The sequence below is a fragment of the Nocardia amikacinitolerans NBRC 108937 genome (assembly GCF_001612615.1).
GTDB classification, from domain to species: domain Bacteria; phylum Actinomycetota; class Actinomycetes; order Mycobacteriales; family Mycobacteriaceae; genus Nocardia; species Nocardia amikacinitolerans.
Genome location: NZ_BDAU01000003.1, coordinates 1 through 16,713, shown reverse-complemented (window position 1 = coordinate 16,713; position 16,713 = coordinate 1). Strand labels below are relative to the sequence as shown.

The following is a 16,713-nucleotide window of genomic DNA, read 5'->3' as shown; positions in this document are numbered from 1 at the left end:
TGCCGAAGCCGAGCGCCAGCGAGGCGCAGGCATGAGCGTTGACCGCAATACTGTACGGCGGCGGATCCGCGCCACCGTGGTGGCGAGCGCCTGCGCGGGCGCCGCCGCGATCGCACTGGCCGCGGCGCCCGGCGCGCACGCCACCGCCACCGGGATCGGAGTCCTACCCGACCTCGGTTACGGCCTCGCGACCAATTTCGGAACCGGCTGCGGCTACACGATCCAAGCCTTCGTGACCGACCCGGTCGCGTCGGTGTCCTTCTACGACAACGGGATTCCGCTCGCCACGGTGACGCCGACGGGCGGGGTCGCGCTACTGAAGTGGGTGCCCGCGACACCAGGCTGGCACACGATCAGCGTGGCGCAGGTTCCCGACCAGGTCACTACCGCCGCCACCGCGGTGCCCGTCGGCACCGGTATGCACGTCGGGCACGGGTGCGCGGTGTTCGGCGGCTGATCCGCGGTACCGCGCGGCCGAGGAGCCGCGCGGCCGTCCGGGAGGCGGTTCGCGTCACGGAGGATCGATATGACGACCCAGCGCAGGCCACTCGAGGTCGGCTCGGAGTTCGGGCCGTATCGGCTGGTCCGGCTGATCGGCCGCGGCGGCATGGGCGAGGTGTACCAGGCCTACGACACCGGCAAGGACCGCGTCGTCGCCATCAAGGTGCTGCCCGAGCGGCTGGCCGAGGACCCCGTCTACCGTGAGCGGTTCCGCCGCGAGTCGCACGCCGCGGCCCGGCTCAAGGAGCCGCACGTCATCCCGATCCACGACTACGGGGAGATCGACGGGCACCTCTTCATCGATATGCGTCTCGTCGAGGGCGAGAATCTGCGCGCCCTGCTGCGGACCAGCGCGCCGCTGCCCCCGGCCGACGCGGTGGAGCTGATCAGGCAGGTGGCGGCCGCCCTCGACGCCGCGCACGCCGACGACCTGGTGCACCGCGACATCAAGCCGGACAACATCCTCACCACGCCCGGCGGTTTCGCCTACCTCGTCGACTTCGGTATCGCGCACTCGAGTACCGCCGAGGGGCTGACGGGGGCCGGTTCGGCGATCGGGTCGTTCCACTACATGGCGCCGGAGCGGTTCACCTCGCGCGTCGTCACCCCGGCCGCGGACATCTACGCCCTCGGCTGTGTGCTCTACGAATGCCTCACCGGCGCCAGGCCGTTCCCGGCCGACACCGACGGCGAGGTCATGCGTGCGCACCTGGTGGAGTCGCCGCCGCGGCCCAGCAGGCTTCGCGATGAGATTCCGCGCGCCATGGACGCGGTGATCGCTCGGGCGCTGGCGAAGGAGCCCGCCGCGCGCTACGGCAGCGCGGGGGAGTTCGCGGCCGCGGCGCAGGCCGCGTTGCGTGGTCCGAAGGGAGCCGCGTCCGGGGCGGTCGCCATGGGCGCAGGCGCGGAAGCCGTTGTGCCGGATACGGCGACGAGTACGGGCGCGCTCGAGAAGGTGCCGGGACCGTTCTCGCCGCCGACCGCCGATGCGTCGACGGACGACCTCGCGGATACGGCGGCGACTCCGCGTCCGTTCGCGACCGATCTCGGCGACCGCGGGGGGAGCGGCGCCGGGGTGACGGACGAAACCGGCGACTCGTCGGCGGGACCACCGAAACGACCGTCGGGTGCGGGCGACGGCGACGGGCGGGAGCCCGAGCCGTCGAAGCGGACGTTTCGTCAGGTGGCGGAAAGGCGGGCGGTTCCAGCGCTCATCGCCGCCGTAATCCTCGCGGCGGCAACGGTTCTCGCCGCGTGGGTGGTCTCGGGGCGGCCCGAGGAGGGCGCCGCGGTCGCCGACGACGCCGCCTTGCGTCAGGCGGACGTCGATCTGGTGGCGAGCGCCGGGTTGGTCGGTTACAAGCGCGCCAACTGCGCGCACCGGGAGCCGGACGTCGGCACCGAGGCGGTCGTCTACTGCGACGCCAACGATCGCACCGGCGCCCCCACCGCCCGATTGTTCCGGTTCAGCAGCCTCGACTGGTTGCGGGAGTACTACAAGAACTACGTGGTCGAGGCCTACGACGCCACCAACTGCCCGAACGATCCGCCGGGCGTCGACGGTCCGCTCATGGTGGACGGCAAGCCCGCAGGGCGGGACGCGTGCCTGACCAGTCGAGTCGACGATCCCGCGAAGCCCAAGCCGGTGCTCGCCGTGGCCGACGAGGATCGGCTCGCGCTGGGCATCTATGTGTGGGACGGCCCCGAGGACCAGGCCGAGCGCGATTACGTCGCCGCCCGTCACCTCTTCCACTTCCTGCCGCAGGACAAGACGGTCGACCCGGACTTCTTCACCCCGGCCGACCGGCGCGTCCTCGACCATCTGACCGGCGATTTCGGGCCCGCGACCTGTAAGCACGTCGATGTCCCCGGTGGCATGGTGGATGCGTTCATCCGCTGCGGCACTCCCCGCGGTGCGCCCTCGATCTCCTTCCTCGGTTTCCCCGACGACCGCTCGACGAACGTGGGATATCAAGCGGCACTTGGTCAGACGCGCGGTCACGCGTGCGGTGGCAGCAGCGGCGGCGCGGACGACGTGTGGCGCAAGGCTTCCGGACCCGTCGGCCGGTTCTTCTGCTACACCGACGAGAGCCCCGTGCTCGGCGCACGCGATTGCTTGATGGCGGTGCACGACGATTTCCGGCTCATCGTCGACGCGTGCGCGCTGAGCAAGGACGACCCCGACCAGGGCCCGAAGTCGGAGGGCGAGTTGCTCGAGTGGTTCGAGCGGGAGTTCGGTCAGTAGCAAGGGCTTGCGGCCGGACGCGGCGTCGAGCGGCGTAGGTGCGTGGAACACCGCTGGGTGCGGCGTACATCGACGCGCGGCCGTGGCAGAACGCCGGTGGCAACTCGGCGCACGGTCGTAGTCGTGTCCGGAAGTGTCGCCGCATCCCGATGGATTGGGAGCCGAGCGCGAAAGCTCCACCGCGCCGATGGATTCGGCGTGGTGGATTTTGGCGGCCGGAGCCCTTCGCGCTGTCAGCCCACGACGGGCACGAGCGAGGCGAGCGCCTCCGCCGCAACCGGGTGGCGACTCACAAGCGCCGCGACCTCGGTGTGCGGAGCTTCCGCCGGGCGCTGCCACTCACCGTCGTGGCCGAGCAGCGTGGCCAGCGCGTCGCAGCTCGCCGGATGGGCGAACAGCAGATCGGCGACCGGTCCGCCCGCCGCCGCGACGGCGGGTGCGACGGTCGGCTGCGGTGTGCCCGTCCACGGCGGTGTCCAGCGGTCCACCGCCGCGAGGCCGGACGGGAAGGTACGACCGGCCTCCCTGGTGAGCGCCGGAATCAATTCACCGGCCTGCCCGCGCAGGGTGGTGATCAGTTTCGGCAGCCAGGGCAGCAGCACACTGTCCGGCAGGCGGCCGAACGCCTTCGAGAGCAGCTCCACCACAAAGGGTTTCAACGACGGCACCGGATCCATGGCTTGCACGAACCCGCTCAGGTAGTGCGGGAAGGCGGGAACCACGAGTGGGTTGGCCAGCATCTCGTCGCAGCGGGTGCGCAGTTCCGGCAGTGTCAGCAGACCGAGTTGCATGCGCGTCGCCCACAGCAGCGCGACCTTCGCGGGCGCCTCAGGGTGCGACTGCAACACCGCGAGTTCGAGCTGGGTGTGGTCGCAGCCGAGCGAAAGCGCCAGGTTCTCCATGCCGAACAGGAAGCCGAGCATGGCCGCGACCGGCCGCACGCCGGTGTTCTCGTCGGTGAACGCGGTCGGCAGCAGTGTGCAATAGTGCGCGTAGCCCGCGGTGACGAACCGGCCGCACCACTCGGGAAGCCCGTCCGCGGTCGACCGGAAGTAGTTGAGCAGCAGCCTGATTCGGCGCAGCACCTCGGGCGCGTCGTCCACCGACCGTTCGGCGGCGAGCAGTTCGACGGCGCGGTGACCGAGCTCGTCGGCCAAGCGCGGCGAGTTCAGGTACACCAGGGCGTCTTCCACCGCCGCAAGCGCCACCGCGGCCGTGGCGTCCGCGGCGGACACCGCCATGCGCAGCCGCTGCTCGAGGACCTGCTCGATGGTCACGCCCTCGTAGCCGAGTTCGACAAGCGCGCGTTGGTGCTTGCCGAGCGCCAGATCCCAGCTCTCCTGAATGGAGGTCTCGCCGAGCGCCCGCGATCCCATGATCGGCCGCACCGCGTCCGAGGGCAGCAGCCTGCGCAGGATCCACAGCAGATCCGAGCACGGCCGCAGGTGCGGGTCGGCGCGCAGATCCAGCAGCGAACGCTGCACCGTGCGCTTGCCGGTATCGATCCCTAGCGGCGCGAGCCGGTCGAGCACGTCGCGGGCGAGCGGCGGCAGCGCCGCGTAGCCCACCTGACCGATGCGGTCACCGCCGAGCAGGATCTCGCACAGCCTGCGCACATCACGGCGACCCGGTACGTGGTCCTTCTCGATGCAGGTGATCGCCGCGTCCTGGAAGTCGTACGGCGTCGGGCGGGCGCGATTGCGCATGCCCGCCAACAGGATCGAGGTCTCGAACACCGCGATGGCGTCGGCGGTGCTGGCCAGATAGCCGTTGCGCCGGGCCAGCCGGACGATGTCGACCGACCAGTCGAGCAGCTCGGCCTCGTCGAGCGAGTCCAGTCGCGGCGGCGTGGACAGGAACCCCGACAGCTGGTCGGTCACGGCGGTGGCCGTCACCACGGGCGGAGTGCGCTTGCTCGTCTTCTTGCTCGCGGATTTCTGGCCAGCGAGCTGGAACGGCTTCACGCCGCCGCGCCGCAGTCCCTTCGACCAGGTCGCCGCCGCGATCGATACCGACCCCGATGCCAGCCCGAACTGCTCCTCGATGGCCGAGTGGCTGGACGGGATCAGCCCGTACTGCCAGGTGGTTTTCGATCGCGGCGTGATCTCGTAGGGCGCCATGTCGGCGGGCAGCCCGAACTGCTCGACGTGGCTGGCCGCGTGGAACGCCCCGCACACGTACAGGCAGTCGGCCGGGTCGGCGCCGGTCGCGTCCAAGTGTTCGCGCATCCGCGTCCACATGTAGCGCTCGCGGTTCTCGTCCTCCTCGCCGCCGGTGCGGCGCAGGCGACGGAACAGGCTGCCGATGAGCACCATGACCTGGCGGTAGGTGTCGTAGTCGGCGCCTGCCAGCGGTTGCTCGACGTACTGGTCCCACCACTCCGACCAGTGCCGCACCTTGCCGTGGTGCAGCAGGTGTTCCTCGAGTTCGGCGAAACGCGGTCGCAGATCGCCGATCTCGATGCCGACCGCGTCCCCGTGCAGCGCACCGCCCTCGGCGGGCGCGGGCGCTTCCTCGGCGGACGCGTCGCCCTTCGGTGCGTCGCGGTCCGGCGCCCACTGGAATACGTGGTCGCTGGAGCGGTCGACGAGCACGAGTTCGACGCCGGGGGTGTCGAGCGCGTAGGCGATGGCCTGGTATTCCGCCGACGCCTCGGTGATCGGCGCGACCACCGACAGCGGCGCCCACGCGGCCGGGAACCCGTCGAGTTCGCCGGCCCACGCCTGCACCGCCACCGGCAGCCTGCAATTGCGCAGCTCGTCCAGGATCGGCCGCAGATCCTCGCACAGCTCCAGGTAGACGACCCTGGGCCGCTTCTCGTGCAGCCGCCGCACCATCGCCAGAGCCGAGGCGGGCGAATGGTGGCAGACCGGGAAGATCTCGAGCTCGACCGCGAGCGCGCGATCGACGTCGTCGACGATGCCCGCGAGGATCTCCGCGACCGCGCCCGGTTCGGCCGCGAATCGTTCCGCGGCCGTGGCCAATTGCTCGCGCAGCGCGCCGAACGGACCGGTCACGAGAGCCTCGCGATCGCGGCACGGCCGCCCTCGAGGAACTGCGACCAGTCCCCGCCCGCGTCCTTGCTGCGCGGTTCCACCACGCCGTGCCAGAACTTGTTGAGGATCGCCAGGTCCTCCGGCGCCCGCCGGGCCAGCGAGCCGACCAGCGACCCCGCGAGGGTCTCCGCGCGCAGCGTGCGGTCGCCGAAGAACTGGCTGTGCAGGATCGCGTCCTCCAGCACGCCGATCTGTTCGGCGGTCGACAGCGCCGACTCCAGCTTCTCGTCGTCGCTGGTCGCGGCGGCGGCCGCGGAGCGAAGATCGGCGAAGCTGTCGAGCAGGATGTCGAGCAGCGTGGGCGGCAGCTCCAGCTCGATCTGGTGCCTGCGCAGCAGCTCGGCGGTGCGGAAGCGCACGATCTCGGCCTCGCTGCGCTTGTTGGTCACGACCGGGATGCGCACGAAGTTGAAGCGCCGCTTGAGCGCCGAGGAGAGGTCGTTCACGCCGCGGTCGCGACTGTTGGCGGTGGCGATGATGGAGAAGCCCGGCTTGGCGAACACGACGTTGTCGTCGTCGAGCTCCGGGATGGAGACGTACTTCTCGGACAGGATCGAGATGAGCGCGTCCTGCACGTCGCTGGTCGAGCGGGTCAGCTCCTCGAAGCGGCCGATCACGCCCTGCTCCATCGCGGTCATGATCGGCGACGGGATCATCGACTCCCTCGACTGCCCCTTGGCGATGACCATGGAGATGTTCCACGAGTACTTGATGTGGTCCTCGGTGGTGCCCGCTGTGCCCTGCACGACGAGCGTGGAGTTGCGGCTGATGGCCGCGGAGAGCAGCTCGGCCAGCCAGCTCTTGCCGGTACCGGGATCACCGATCAGCAGCAGTCCTCGGTCGGAGGCCAGCGTGACGATGCTGCGCTCGACGAAACTACGGTCGCCGAACCACTTCTGGTCGATCTGGCGGTCCAGGCCGTCGGCGCGCTCGGAGCCGAGGATGAACAGCCGCACCATCTTCGGGCTCAGCCGCCAGGCGAACGGCTTGGGGCCGTCGTCGATCGACTCGAGCCAGTCCAGCTCCTCGGCGTACTTGATTTCGGCGGGGGCGCGCAGCGCGGTGTCGGTCATGGTTGCGAGGTCTCCTAGTCGAGAAAGTTCTTGAGTTCGAACACGAGTTTCTGGATGCGGCCCGAGATCACCGGGGTGCCCATGGCCTTGAAGCGTTCCCGGAACCAGGGATTCACGCTCTGCTGCCCGGAGCTGTTCACCGAGCCGACGGGGATGAGCTTCACCCCGTTGCGGTGCACGGCCTGCATGCTCTCGTACAGCGGCTGGGAGCGGTCGAACTCGTAGAAGTCCGAAATCCACACCAGCACGGTGTTGGTCGGGTCGACGATCTTCGGCTGGGCCATCGCCATGGCGACGGGGCCGTCGTTGCCGCCGCCGAGGTTGGTGCGCAGCAGCACCTCGAACGGGTCGTGCACCCACGGCGTCAGGTCGATGGCACGGGTGTCGTAGGCGATGAGGTGCACGTCGACCTTGGGCAGTCCGGCGAAGATCGAGGCGAGGATGGTGCAGTTCACCATCGAGTCGACCATCGAACCGGACTGGTCGACCACCACGATCATCCTGGCGGGCACGGTGCGCTTGGCGGTCTGCCGATAGAACAGCCGATCCACGTAGAGGCGCTCGTCGTCCGGATTCCAGTTGGTGAGGTTCTTCCAGATCGTCCGGTCCACATCCAGATTGCGCAGGATGCGCTTCGGCGGCACCGAGCGGTCGACGGTGCCCGCGGTGGTCTGCTGCACCTGGGTGCGCAGCACCTCCGCGACCTGATCGACGTAACGACGGATGAGCGACTTGGCGTTGGCCAGCGCGACACCCGACAGATTCGTCTTGTCGCGCAGCAGCTGTTCGATCAGCGACATGCTCGGCGTCAGCTGGGCCGAGAGCGCGGGGTCGGCGAGCACCTCGCGCAGCCGCATCCGCGAGACCAGGTCGGCCTCGAGATCGCCGAGCACGGTGCGCACCTCCGCGCCGCAGTCCTCGCCGAGCATGCGCCGCAACCAGCCCGCATCGCGCTGCCAGCCCGCCAGCTGGGTCGCGCTGACAGTGCCGCCGCCGGTCGCGAAGACGTTCAGCAACAGCTTGGAAACCAAGGCGGCCGAACGCACCTCGCCGGAGCCGATGGCCGGATCGGCATCGGTTCCCGCCGGGGTCTCGTCCGCGTTCTGCTCGGCCGATTCCTTGGCGGTCTCCGTCGATTCGGCCGCCCGCACGTGTGCGCCGAGTCCGTCGAACTCGTTCGCCAGCTCGGGAAAGCGTTGCACCACGTTGTCGACCGAGACACCGGGGTCGAGCAGCGCCGCGGGGAGGCCGAGGTCGTCGACGATCGCGACGCTCGACGTCTCCAGCGCGGGCTGCGCCTCGCTGTCGAAAATGCCCGCGAGCAGCCGCCAGTAGAGGATCTGCCGTCGAGTCTCGTTGCTGTCGGTCATTTTCTCAGCAGCCGTCCCGCTCGTTCCCTGAGCACCGCGACCGCGTCGCCCGACTTCGCTTGCGATTTGGCCGCTTTCGGGTCCGTCACGCCGCAGGCCCAGTCGCCGCCGTGCACGTCGACCTCGACGCCTTTGGTCTTCTTGCGCACCGCGAGCGGGCGCAGCGACCACCGTCCGGCGTCCCAGCGCAGCAGGCCGAGGCAGGTCGAGGAGCCGTTGACCGCGGCGGGTGTCAGCGGGCCGCAGGTCGGCAGCCGGTCCAGTTCGAGGGTGAGGCGGTGCCCGTCCAGCTCGATGGCGCCGTCCTTGACCTTGTAGCCCTCCACCAGCACCGGTTCGGCCAGGTGCACGGGATCGCGATCCAGCGGGGGAGTGGCCGGGGCCAGCGCGCCGGCCAGGCCGACGCGGGCCGTTGCGAACGGATCGGCGCTCGCGCCGAGGCGAGCCGACTCGTCGTGCCAGATCAGGTCGCCTGCCGCGGTCATCGGCATGCCGTCGATATCGAGGCTCAGCCGCTCGGCGATCGCTTTGAGCAGCTGCGGGTGCTCGGTGAACAGCTGCCAGATCGCGGGGCCGACGATCGTGTCGACCTTGGCGGCGGCGATGCTGACCCGCACCCGTCGCGTCCGGCCGCCCGCCGTCTCCAGCAGCGCGTACAGCTGAACCTGCACCGCCGTGCCGTGCTCGTGCACGTCGACGCCCAGCGGAAGCAGCCGCCCCGAGACCGCCGTAGTCTCGGCGAAACCGCCTGTGCGCCAAGACAACAGCAGCGCACGCGCCCAAAGGTCCGCCCAGCGCCGGGCGGGCAGCCGGTCCAGTGTCGCCACCGGCGAGCCCGCGCGCAGCTCGGCCGTCAGACCGTCGAGCAGGACCGCGAGCCTGCGCAGGGCCGGTTCGGCGAGCAGCGCTTCGACCGTCTGGTCGGCGGCCGAGACGAGGTCGTGGTCGACGCCGCGCCATCCGGTGATGGCGACCTCCTGCAACCAGGAGCGGCTGCCCGCCGCCAGGTTGTGCGGTGTGTGCGGCGGCTCCGGCTGCTCCCACGCGGCACGTTCCCGCCCCAGCGCGGTGTCCACCCGGTCCAGCAGGGCGTCGTGGACGGCGCCGAGCAATGCGGCGCGCCCGCCTGCCAGCGCCGACAGCTCCTCGGGGCCGATGGAGCCCGCGCCGAGTTTCCCGACCGCCTCGGCGATCGCCGGTCCGAGCGGGGATCCGCCGAGCGCGGCGGCGAGGTTCGCCAGCGCCGCGGTGTGTTCGTCGGTGAGCCGCGCGAATCCGTGGACCAGCGCGGTGTCGAATCCGGTCACCACATCGAGCGCTTCCGCCACTCCGGGCGGCGGCTCGAGCAGTTCGGCCACATGTACGCCGAGCATCAGCGGCTCACCCCCGTCGCGGGAAACCACTGCAACTCCGGGATCGGCGCGGTGCCGCCCGGCAGCTCCAGATACGCGAGATGGCGCAGGAAGCGGCTGAATACGACGGCGGCGGGCGCGGGTAGGTGCGTGCAGTTCAGCGCGGCACGCAGGCTCGTACCGTCGGTGATCTCCACCCCCAGATAGCGGGCGACCTGTTCGGCGCCGTACTGCACGACCGCCTCGTCGAGCAGCGCGTCGATGTGCTTGCACGGATAGGCTCCGCGCAGCCCGCCGCACGGCCGATTGTTGTTGGTGCTACAGCTGAGTCCGTGCGTCTTCGCCGACACCGACGAGACGTACACCCGCGCGATATCCGATCCGCTCGACACCACGCCCTGCAACCGCCCGTCCGCCATCTCGACGAAGGGCACCTTGGCCAGTTTGCGCGGCGCGACGACGGGCAGCGTCTGCACCACCGCCGCCCGCTCCCATTCGCGGTCACCCGAGTCCATCGCGTTCCCTCCCGCTTCTCTTCATGACCGAAAACCTACGCGAACCCACCGACAAGTTCCGGCGTCGATTTTCGATCTTGTGAATAGCGAAAACCTCTGTTCCACAGTCGGTTTCGGCATCGTCGAAGTTGTCGGTATGGCCTGTTAGTCTCCCGCTGGGCGACGCTGTGCTCGACCGGATCGGCACCGGCGGAGAGCGGCACACCGGCCGGGATCGGGGCGTCGGCGAGGCGGCCCGACGGCGCGTCGTCGCGCCCGCACGCGGCGCGGCCGTGGTATCGAGGACGGATGACACCGACGCGCAGTTCCTACGATGTCGTCGTCGTCGGCGGCGGCCACAACGGCTTGGTCGCCGCCGCGTATCTGGCGCGGGCGGGCCGCTCGGTGCTGCTGCTCGAGCGGCAGTCGCACACGGGCGGCGCGGCGGTGTCGGAACGCCTGTTCCCCGGCGTCGACGCTCGGGTTTCCCGGTATTCGTACCTGGTCAGCCTGCTGCCCGCGAGCATCGTGCGCGACCTGGACCTCCGGTTCCGGACTCGGCGCAGGCGGATCTCCTCCTACACGCCGGTGGGCGACGGCGGGCTGCTCGTCGACACCGGATCCGAGGCGCGCACCAGGGCGAGCTTCGAACGCCTCACCGGCTCGGACCGTGATTTCACCGCGTGGCAGCGGTTCTACGCGAGCACCGGACGGATGGCGCGGCGGGTTTTTCCCACCCTGACCGAACCGCTGCCGACCCGTACCGAGCTGCGGGGCGTCGTCGCGGACGACGCGCTGTGGGACGCGATCTTCGAACGGCCGCTCGGCGAGACGATCGAGGCGACCTTCGCCGACGACACCGTGCGCGGTGTGGTGTTCACCGACGCGCTGATCGGCACCTTCACCCACGCGCACGACCCCTCGCTGCGGCAGAACCGCTGCTTTCTCTACCACGTGATCGGCGGCGGCACCGGCGACTGGGATGTGCCGGTGGGCGGTATGGGCGCACTCACCGACGCGCTGGCGGACGCGGCGCGCGCCGCGGGGGCCGAACTGGTCACGGACTGCGCGGTGACCGGCGTCGACAGCGACGGCCTCGCCGCGGAGGTGCGCTACGAAGGTGGTGCGGTCGGCGCGCGGCACGTTCTGGTGAACGCCGCGCCGCACGAGCTGTCACGCCTGCTCGGCACGCCCGAGGAGCCGAAACCCGAAGGCTCCCAAATGAAGTTGAACATGGTGCTGCGGCGGCTGCCGCGACTACGGGACACCGCGGTCGATCCCGCCGAGGCCTTCGCCGGTACCTTCCACATCGCCGAATCGTATGCGCGACTGGAGCAGTCCTATCGCGAAGCGGAGGCCGGGCGGATCCCGTCGTCGCCGCCGTCGGAGATCTACTGCCACACCCTGACCGACCCGTCGATCCTGTCCGCCGACGCCGCGGCTCGCGGCATGCACACCCTGACCCTCTTCGGATTACACACTCCCGCACGGCTTTTCCAGAACGAACCTGACGCGGCCCGTGACGCAGTCGCGAAAGCCATGCTCGCGCAACTGGATCGGGTGCTCGCCGAGCCCATCGCGGATTGCTTGGCGCAGGACGCCGACGGCGCGCCCTGCCTGGAGGTGAAGTCCCCGCTCGACCTGGAGCGCGAGGTGGGACTGCCCGGCGGTCATATCTTCCACCGCGATTTGGCTTTTCCCTATCGCTTGGACGACGACGTGACCGATCCCGCCGCGCGCTGGGGCGTCGCGACCGGGGTGCGCAACGTCTTCCTGTGCGGCGCCGGCGCGGTGCGCGGCGGCGGCGTCAGCGGCATCCCCGGACACAATGCCGCGCGCGCCGTCCTCGAGTCGTGACACGCCCGGACGCGCCCGCCGGATATTTTCCAGCGATCCTTGCCGAGCTGCCCGTGATCACCGTTCCCAGCGCCACATCAGCGAACCATCGGATACCGCAACACGATCGGCTGTACAGTCACCGCGACGCAGCCGTTTTTGCTCAGGAGCCACCATGGCAGACAAGCGCCCCATCCGTACCGACGTCCCGCATTCGGCGCGAATCTGGAACTACTGGCTGGGTGGCCGCGACTACTACGAGGCGGATCGGCTAGCCGGCGAAGCCGCTGTCGCCGGGTATCCCGAGATCAAGACACTGGCCATGCAGTCGAGGCAGTTCCTGATCAGGGTGGTGCGGTATCTGGCGGCGGAAGCGGGCGTCCGGCAGTTCCTCGACATCGGCACCGGACTGCCGACCATGCAGAACACGCACGAGGTCGCGCAGTCCGCCGCCCCCGACTCCCGAATCGTCTACGTGGACAACGATCCGCTCGTCCTCGCACACGCCAGGGCGCTGCTGGTCAACACCACCGACGAGGGCGTGACAACCTATCTGGAGGCCGATTTCAACGACCCAGAGATGATCCTGGCCGACGCGCGCCACGTGCTGAACTTCAGCAAGCCGATCGCGATCATGTACATCGGCGTGCTCGGGCACGCGCGCAGCTACGACCAGGTGCGGCGCGTGGTGAACACCATGATGGACGGTGTGCCCTCGGGCAGCTACCTCGCGCTCTACGACGGAGCCACCGACGACAAGGCGTACGTGCGAATGTGCGAGAACTACGCCAAAACCGGTGGGGTGCCGTACATCCCGCGCAGCTCCGCCGAGATCACCGGCATCTTCGACGGACTGGAGCTCGTCGAACCCGGCGTGGTGCCGATCAACCACTGGCACACCGACGACGCCGCCGAGGGCGTGCGCGGCGCCTCGGCGTGGGGCGGTGTCGGCCGCAAGCCGTGACGGTCGGCATCCACACGAAATCTCCACCGGCTCACCCGGGAACCGGCGCAACTCGTTCCTAGGGTGGCCTGCATGGTGATCGAACAGCTCGCAACGATCGAATTCGTCCGGTGGGTGGGGGAATTCGAGGCCAAGGCGCGCGCCAGAGCGGCGGCGGGCGATCCGGATTGGAGTCGCGGCGCCCGCCTGCACCCCGCGATCGTGCGCAGTGTGCAGCGCTTCCAGGTCGGCGAGAGCGGCGACGGCGCGGACCTCGTCGCCAAGGCGGAACGCGCCGGTGATCCGGTCTATACCGCGGCGGTCCGGTTGTTCGTCGACGAGGAACGCAACCACGCCCGACTTCTCGCTCACCTGCTTCGTGCGGCAGGCCGACCGACCATCCAGCACCACTGGACCGACGCCGTGTTCGTGCGGCTGCGCCGCGCGCTGGGTCTGCGCCTCGAACTGATGGTGCTGATGGTCGCCGAAGTCGTCGCGTTGCAGTACTACCGGGCGCTGCGCGACGGCGTCGACGATCCGCTCACCACCCGCGTCGCCACGCTGATCCTCGACGACGAACGTCGGCACGTGCCCTTCCACACCCAGCGGCTCCGCGCGGCGTTCGCGGACGCGCGTCTGCCGACCCGCGTCGTCGTTCGCGCCTTCTGGTGGACCGTGCTGGTCGGAGCGACCCTCGTCGTCGCCCACGACCACGGTCCCGCGCTGCGCGAACTAGGTTGCCCCCGAGGTGAATTCGTGCGCGAGACGCTGGCGCTCTTCGCGACGATCGTGCCGACGGTCCTCCGCGGCCGACGGTGATGCGGACTATTCGGTGCGGCCGCCGATTCGGACGGTGAGGGTGTCGGCGGTGGCGCGGACGCGGGCGGCCAGCGCGGTCCAGTCGGCGTCGCAGGGTTGCTGGGCGCAGTGGTGCCGGAGGGTGACGCTGATGGCGGCGATGGGGTGGTGGTCGTGGTCGAAGACGGGATAGGCGACGGAGGCGAAGCCGGGGGTGACGTGGCCGTCTTCGCAGGCCCAGCCGCGTCGGCGTTCCTCGGCGAGGACGCGGCGCAACGCGGCGAGACCGGCGGGACCGCGGTCGGTGCGGGTCACGAAGGACGCGGCGGTGGGGAAGAGGGCGCGCACGTGCGCGGCGGGCAGGTGCGCGAGGATGGCGCGACCCGAGGCGGTCAGGTGCGCGGGCAGCCGGACGCCGACGTCGGTGACCAGGGTTTCCGGTCGCGCCGGGCGCTCCTTGACGAGGTACAGCAGTTCGTTGCCGTGCAACACGCCCAGGTGCGCGTTGTGGCCGACCTGCTCGACGAGTTCGCGTAGCAGCGGCCCGGCGAGGCGCTCTAGTGGATCGTGCCGGAGATAGGCGGCGCCGAGCTCGAACGCGGCGATGCCGAGACCGTAGCGGCGCTCGGCGGGCAGGTGCGTGACGAAACGGGCCTGGGTCAGCTCGGCGAGCAGGTGATAGGTGGACGAGCGGGGCAGCCCGAGCTCGCGGGCGATGGCGGCCGCCGACACCGGACCGGGTCGGCCCGCGAGTAGCCGAAGCACCGCGAGCCCGCGCCGCAGTGCGGGGATGTCGCTGCTCGCGCCCACGGTGCCTCCTCGGCTTGTCTGGGATATCAGACCGAATCCGGCGTGGCCTCATTCTCCACCGGCCGTCGCGGTTGTGGAATGGAAGCCATGCCGGATATCGCGCAGCAGCCGACCGTGGCGATCGACGGGCCGCTGACCAGGGCGCAGGTCGTCGCGGTCGCGCGCGGCGGCGCCAGGGTGAGCCTGAGCGCGGCCGCCGAGCGGCGGCTGATCGCCGCCCGTCAGCACGTCGACGCCTTGGCGGAAGCATCGACCGCGACCTACGGCGTCTCCACCGGATTCGGCGCGCTGGCGATTCGCCACATCCCGCCGTCGCGCCGCGCCGCGTTGCAGCGGTCGCTCATCCGCTCACACGCGGCGGGTGCGGGCGACGCGGTCGAACGGGAGGTGGTGCGCGCGCAGATGGTGTTGCGGCTGCGCACTCTCGCCTCCGGCTACACCGGGGCCCACCCGGAGACCGCGCGCACGCTGGCCGCCCTGTTGAACGCGGGCATCACGCCCGTGGTGCACGAGTTCGGCTCGCTCGGCTGCTCCGGCGATCTGGCGCCGCTGGCCGCTGTCGCGCTCGCGCTCATGGGCGAAGGCACCGTGACCGACGCCGCGGGAAACGTGGTGGACGCGGAAAAGGCGTTGCACGACAACGGAATAACGCCCGTCATCCTGGCGGAGAAGGAAGGGCTCGCCCTCACCAACGGCACCGACGGCATGCTCGGCATGCTGGTGCTCGCCCTCGCCGACCTGCACCGGCTGCTGGACGTCGCCGACATCACCGCCGCCATGAGCGTGGAGGCGCTGCTCGGCACCGATCGCGTCTTCGCGGGCGACCTGCAAGCGTTGCGTCCTCATCCGGGTCAGGCGTACGCGGCGGCGCGCATGCGAGCCGCGCTCGCCGGTTCCGAGATCGTGGCCAGTCACCGCGAATGCCATCGGGTCCAGGACGCCTACTCGCTGCGCTGCGCGCCGCAGGTGCACGGCGCCGCCCGCGACACCGTCGCGCACGCGGAGACGGTGGCCGACCGAGAGCTCGCCGCCACCATCGACAATCCGGTCGTGCTCGCCGACGGCCGCCTGGAATCCAACGGCAATTTCCACGGCGCGCCGCTGGCCTACGTGCTCGACTTCCTGGCCATCCCGATCGCCGACGTCGCGAGCATGGCCGAACGCCGCACCGATCGCATGCTGGATGTCGCTCGCTCCCACGGACTTCCGGCGTTCCTCGCCGCGGACCCCGGCGTCGACTCCGGGCACATGATCGCCCAGTACACCCAGGCGGCCGTGGTCGCCGAACTGAAGCGGATCGCGGTCCCCGCCTCGGTGGATTCCATCCCGAGCAGCGCCATGCAGGAGGACCACGTGTCGATGGGCTGGTCGGCCGGGCGCAAACTGCGCGCCGCGGTGAGCGGGCTGACCACCGTCCTCGCCGTCGAGTACCTCACCGCGGCCCGCGCCCTCGATCTGCGCGCCCCGCTGCGCCCTGCGCCCGCCACCGCCGCCGCGGTCGCGCTGTTGCGCACCAGGGTCGATGGGCCGGGTCCGGACCGGCACATGGCCCCCGAGATCGCGGCCGCCGCGGACCTGATCCGCGACGGTGCGCTGCTGCGGGCGGTCGCCCCGCAGGTGGCCGAGGACCCGGCGTCCGGCGAACGGAGGCAGTCATGACAACGGAGCACCCGACCGTGCGGGCCGCGCGCGGCACCCGCCGGACGGCCCGCACGTGGCAGACCGAGGCCGCGCTGCGCATGCTGCACAACAACCTCGACCCCGAGGTCGCCGAACGCCCGCAGGACCTGGTCGTCTACGGCGGCACCGGAAAAGCGGCCAGGGACTGGGCCAGTTTCGACGCCATCACCCGCACCCTGACCACCCTCGCGCCCGACGAGACATTGCTGGTCCAGTCGGGCAAGCCGGTCGGCGTGCTGCGCACACACGAGTGGGCGCCCCGGGTGCTGATCGCGAACTCGAACCTGGTGGGGGACTGGGCGAACTGGCCGGAGTTCCGCAGGCTCGAGGCGCTCGGACTGACCATGTACGGCCAGATGACGGCGGGTTCCTGGATCTACATCGGTACCCAGGGCATCTTGCAGGGCACCTACGAGACCTTCGCCGCCATCGCCGACAAGCGGTTCGGCGGCACGCTCGCCGGCACGCTGACGCTCAGCGCCGGTCTCGGCGGAATGGGTGGCGCGCAACCGCTGGCGGTCACCATGAACGGCGGCGCGGCGTTGATCGTCGAAT

12 protein-coding genes and 1 pseudogene are annotated in these 16,713 nt (G+C 70.4%); 7 read left to right on the top strand and 6 right to left on the bottom strand.

Annotation, left to right across the window (positions count from 1 at the left end; all coding sequences use genetic code 11):
* The first annotated feature begins 31 nt into the window (after positions 1-31).
* The gene (locus tag NAM01S_RS03450) at positions 32-457 is read left to right on the top strand and encodes a hypothetical protein (RefSeq protein ID WP_067779118.1); all 426 of its coding nucleotides are present in this window, start codon (positions 32-34) and stop codon (positions 455-457) included.
* 69 nt (positions 458-526) lie between these two features.
* Positions 527-2,746 carry a serine/threonine-protein kinase gene (locus NAM01S_RS36070; protein WP_067779115.1) on the top strand — a complete coding sequence of 740 codons (2,220 nt, stop codon included), beginning with the start codon at positions 527-529 and terminating at the stop codon, positions 2,744-2,746.
* Positions 2,747-2,979: 233 nt separating this feature from the next.
* On the opposite strand, the gene NAM01S_RS03440 is transcribed toward NAM01S_RS36070, so the two are convergent.
* Genes NAM01S_RS03440 through NAM01S_RS03420 form a run of 5 tightly spaced genes read right to left on the bottom strand, consistent with a single transcriptional unit; the run spans position 2,980 to position 10,112 of the window.
* Positions 2,980-5,763, bottom strand: coding sequence for a DUF5682 family protein (locus NAM01S_RS03440; protein ID WP_067779112.1), 2,784 nt, complete (start codon positions 5,761-5,763; stop codon positions 2,980-2,982).
* Positions 5,760-6,875 carry an ATP-binding protein gene (locus NAM01S_RS03435; RefSeq protein WP_067779109.1) on the bottom strand — a complete coding sequence of 372 codons (1,116 nt, stop codon included), beginning with the start codon at positions 6,873-6,875 and terminating at the stop codon, positions 5,760-5,762. Before NAM01S_RS03435 ends, NAM01S_RS03440 begins: the two co-directional genes overlap by 4 nt.
* Before the next feature lie 14 nt (positions 6,876-6,889).
* Complete coding sequence (locus tag NAM01S_RS03430; protein WP_067779106.1) at positions 6,890-8,245, bottom strand: VWA domain-containing protein; 1,356 nt, start codon at positions 8,243-8,245, stop codon at positions 6,890-6,892.
* Positions 8,242-9,618 (bottom strand): hypothetical protein, encoded by a 1,377-nt coding sequence (locus NAM01S_RS03425; RefSeq protein ID WP_067779397.1) that lies wholly within the window; start codon positions 9,616-9,618, stop codon positions 8,242-8,244. Before NAM01S_RS03425 ends, NAM01S_RS03430 begins: the two co-directional genes overlap by 4 nt.
* Positions 9,618-10,112: a hypothetical protein gene (locus tag NAM01S_RS03420; protein WP_067779103.1), complete on the bottom strand. Its 495-nt coding sequence runs from the start codon at positions 10,110-10,112 to the stop codon at positions 9,618-9,620. Before NAM01S_RS03420 ends, NAM01S_RS03425 begins: the two co-directional genes overlap by 1 nt.
* 288 nt (positions 10,113-10,400) lie before the next feature.
* Between NAM01S_RS03420 and NAM01S_RS03415 the strand changes: the two genes are divergently transcribed.
* From NAM01S_RS03415 to NAM01S_RS03405, 3 genes are all read left to right on the top strand, one after another.
* Positions 10,401-11,948, top strand: coding sequence for a phytoene desaturase family protein (locus NAM01S_RS03415; RefSeq protein WP_067779099.1), 1,548 nt, complete (start codon positions 10,401-10,403; stop codon positions 11,946-11,948).
* Positions 11,949-12,102: 154 nt separating this feature from the next.
* The gene (locus tag NAM01S_RS03410; RefSeq protein ID WP_067779096.1) at positions 12,103-12,891 is read left to right on the top strand and encodes an SAM-dependent methyltransferase; all 789 of its coding nucleotides are present in this window, start codon (positions 12,103-12,105) and stop codon (positions 12,889-12,891) included.
* A 72-nt stretch (positions 12,892-12,963) separates the two neighbouring features.
* Positions 12,964-13,689 carry a ferritin-like domain-containing protein gene (locus tag NAM01S_RS03405; RefSeq protein WP_067779093.1) on the top strand — a complete coding sequence of 242 codons (726 nt, stop codon included), beginning with the start codon at positions 12,964-12,966 and terminating at the stop codon, positions 13,687-13,689.
* 6 nt (positions 13,690-13,695) lie between these two features.
* On the opposite strand, the gene NAM01S_RS03400 is transcribed toward NAM01S_RS03405, so the two are convergent.
* Positions 13,696-14,478 (bottom strand): IclR family transcriptional regulator, encoded by a 783-nt coding sequence (locus tag NAM01S_RS03400; protein WP_067779090.1) that lies wholly within the window; start codon positions 14,476-14,478, stop codon positions 13,696-13,698.
* A gap of 87 nt (positions 14,479-14,565) precedes the next feature.
* Between NAM01S_RS03400 and hutH the strand changes: the two genes are divergently transcribed.
* A complete protein-coding gene (gene hutH, locus NAM01S_RS03395) occupies positions 14,566-16,137 on the top strand; it encodes a histidine ammonia-lyase (protein ID WP_067779394.1) in 1,572 nt (523 codons plus the stop codon).
* Positions 16,134-16,713, top strand: a pseudogene (locus tag NAM01S_RS03390) (urocanate hydratase); the annotation flags it as partial. The gene hutH and the pseudogene NAM01S_RS03390, both read left to right, overlap by 4 nt.